Genomic DNA, 2,912 nt, shown 5'->3' with positions numbered 1-2,912 from the left:
GCAATTTCAACTATGCCACTCAGTCTAAGCGTAGCCCAGGCTCAACCATTAAACCTTTAGTCGTTTATACACCCGCAGTAGAAGCAGGATGGGCCTTGAACAAGCAACTGGATAATCATACGATGCAGTACAACAGTTATCAAGTAGATAACTATGCGGGTATTAAGACATCTCCAGAAGTACCTATGTATCAGGCCTTGGCGGAATCACTCAACCTGCCAGCTGTTGCGACTGTAAATGAATTAGGTATTGACAAAGCTTTTGACGCTGGGGAGAGATTTGGTCTGAATATGGAAAAAGTTGACCGAGTTCTTGGAGTTGCTCTTGGTGGAGGTGTGGAAACGAATCCTCTCCAGATGGCGCAAGCCTATGCAGCCTTTGCTAATGGAGGTTTGATGCCTGAAGCACATTTCATCACTCGTATTGAAAATGCCAGCGGCCAGATCATCAAGAGTCATAAAAACTCCCAAAAACGAGTGATTGATAAGTCGGTAGCCGATAAAATGACCAGCATGATGCTAGGAACATTTACCAATGGTACAGGAATTAGTTCGTCACCGGCAGATTATGTTATGGCTGGTAAAACAGGTACGACTGAAGCTGTTTTCAACCCAGAATATACAAGTGACCAGTGGGTGATCGGCTATACTCCGGATGTGGTAATCAGCCACTGGCTCGGTTTCCCAACAACAGATGAGAACCATTATCTAGCAGGTTCGACCTCCAATGGAGCAGCCCATGTCTTTAGAAGTATGGCTAATACCATTTTACCTTACACTACAGGTAGCACTTTTACAGTTGAGAATGCTTATAAACAAAATGGTATTGAACCAGAAAATACGAAAAAGCAGGTTGTTGAAAATGAGACAAACCAGTCTGAGGACCCAATAGGAGATATTCGTAGTCGTGCACAAAATCTTGTAGATGAAGCAGGTCGTGCGATTTCAGAAGCTAAAATAAAAGAAAAAGCCCAGACAATATGGGACTCAATCCTTAATCTATTTCGTTAAGAGGCTTGTCAAAGCCTAGGTTTCTTGTTATAATAGATAAGATGGAGGCGTTATGGCACTAAAAAAAGCAAGCCTAGCTTGTGCAGTTTGTGGTTCAAGGAATTATTCAATCAAAATTAGTGGGAACCCCAAGCCAACACGACTAGAAGTAAATAAATTTTGTAAACATTGTGGAAAATATACGACACATAGAGAAACGAGATAGGAGAGAACGATGGGCTTTATTAAGGATATTTTTAAACTTCTTAAAGAAACAACTTGGCCAACTCGCAAAGAAAGCTGGAGAGATTTTCGCTCTATTATGGAATACACAGCCTTCTTTGTGGTCATCATTTACATTTTTGACCAGTTGATTGTATCAGGTTTGATTCGATTTATTAACATTTTTTAGAAGAAAAGTGGAGAAGTTCTGCTAACTTTCTTCTATCATATGTATGAAAGGAAATATCATGGATAGTTTTGACAAGGGATGGTTTGTTCTACAAACTTATTCTGGCTATGAAAATAAGGTAAAAGAAAATCTATTGCAACGTGCGCAAACATATAACATGTTGGATAATATTCTACGTGTTGAGATTCCAACACAAACCGTGCAAGTTGAGAAAAATGGAAAGAAAAAGGAAGTTGAAGAGAATCGCTTTCCAGGTTATGTCCTTGTAGAAATGGTCATGACCGATGAAGCATGGTTCGTCGTTCGAAACACACCTAACGTAACAGGATTCGTCGGCTCACACGGTAACAGATCAAAACCAACTCCACTTTTGGAACAAGAAATCCGTGATATTCTGGTTTCAATGGGACAAACTGTTCAAGAGTTCGATATTGATGTTGAAGTTGGCCAGACAGTCCGCATCATTGATGGCGCTTTTGCAGACTACACAGGTAAAATTACTGAAATTGATAACAACAAAGTGAAGATGATTATCTCTATGTTTGGTAATGATACGATTGCAGAAGTGAATCTCAACCAAATTGCAGAATTATAACCCCAGAGAGGCTTTGCCTCTCTTTTTATGTGCCGTTGAGGGAGGAAGAAGTATAAAACAGAGGAAGTAGACCCATGGACTCGCGCATTTTGCTAAACTAAATGCAGAAAGGAGAGGTCTATGAATCTAAAAGACTTATATGAAGAAAGCAAGGGAATCGTCCATAAGTGTCGCAAAGATTATCATTTGCATCTGTGGGAGAAAGAGGACTGGGATCAGGAAGGCATGTTATGTCTGTATGAGCTGGTGAGTTGCAACCCAGAGTTACTAGAGGGGGAGCGCCATCGACTTTATGTCTGCTTTAAAACAAAGTTTAGAAATCGTATCCTAGATTACATCCGTAAACAGGAAAGCCACAAGCGCCGTTTTGACAAAGAACCCTATGAAGAGGTGAGTGAGATTAGCCATCGTCTAGGAGAGAAAGGACTCAGGCTGGACGATTATTATCTCTTTCACGAACTTCTAAAGAATTACAAATCAAAGCAGAGTATGGAAAAACAAGAATTAATAGACCGTCTAATGGGAGGAGAAGTCTTTAGAGGACGTAAAGCTCTCCTGAGAGAACTTTCCCTTATCTTTTCAGAATTTCGATAAAGAGGAAAAAAGTCCTTGACAAAGGCGGAAAAGTAGGTATAATAGAAAGAGTTGAAAAGCTCAAGGTCCGTTGGTCAAGGGGTTAAGACACCGCCTTTTCACGGCGGTAACACGGGTTCGAATCCCGTACGGACTATGGTGTATTGCGGTTAAAAAAACTTGAAAAAAGTTTAAAAAATCTGTTGACAGAGACGGGTAGCTGTGATATACTAATATAGTTGTCGCTTGAGAGAATGAGTGACAAAGACCTTTGAAAACTGAACAAGACGAACCAATGTGCAGGGCACTATAACTAAGGTTATAGTACTGAACAATGAAAAAA

At 40.3% G+C, this 2,912-nt stretch carries 5 protein-coding genes and 1 tRNA gene; all 6 read left to right on the top strand.

The features are described from left to right. On the top strand, positions 1–1,010 hold a 1,010-nt coding region (locus GMD4S_RS07680; RefSeq protein ID WP_000292801.1), incomplete at its 5' end, for a penicillin-binding transpeptidase domain-containing protein. A 52-nt stretch (positions 1,011–1,062) separates the two neighbouring features. Next, positions 1,063–1,215, top strand: coding sequence for a 50S ribosomal protein L33 (rpmG, locus tag GMD4S_RS07675; RefSeq protein ID WP_001809375.1), 153 nt, complete (start codon positions 1,063–1,065; stop codon positions 1,213–1,215). A gap of 9 nt (positions 1,216–1,224) precedes the next feature. Beyond that, positions 1,225–1,401 carry a preprotein translocase subunit SecE gene (gene secE / locus GMD4S_RS07670; RefSeq protein ID WP_000505776.1) on the top strand — a complete coding sequence of 59 codons (177 nt, stop codon included), beginning with the start codon at positions 1,225–1,227 and terminating at the stop codon, positions 1,399–1,401. A 58-nt stretch (positions 1,402–1,459) separates the two neighbouring features. Continuing rightward, entirely contained in the window at positions 1,460–1,996 is a 537-nt protein-coding gene (gene nusG / locus GMD4S_RS07665; protein WP_000376732.1) for a transcription termination/antitermination protein NusG, read from the top strand. Positions 1,997–2,116: 120 nt separating this feature from the next. Further along, complete coding sequence (locus GMD4S_RS07660; protein WP_001049305.1) at positions 2,117–2,590, top strand: hypothetical protein; 474 nt, start codon at positions 2,117–2,119, stop codon at positions 2,588–2,590. Between the two features lie 64 nt (positions 2,591–2,654). Next, positions 2,655–2,726, top strand: a tRNA-Glu gene (locus GMD4S_RS07655). Positions 2,727–2,912 lie beyond the last annotated feature (186 nt).

The organism is Streptococcus sp. GMD4S, from assembly GCF_000296955.1.
This window is presented reverse-complemented; position numbering and strand designations above follow the sequence as displayed.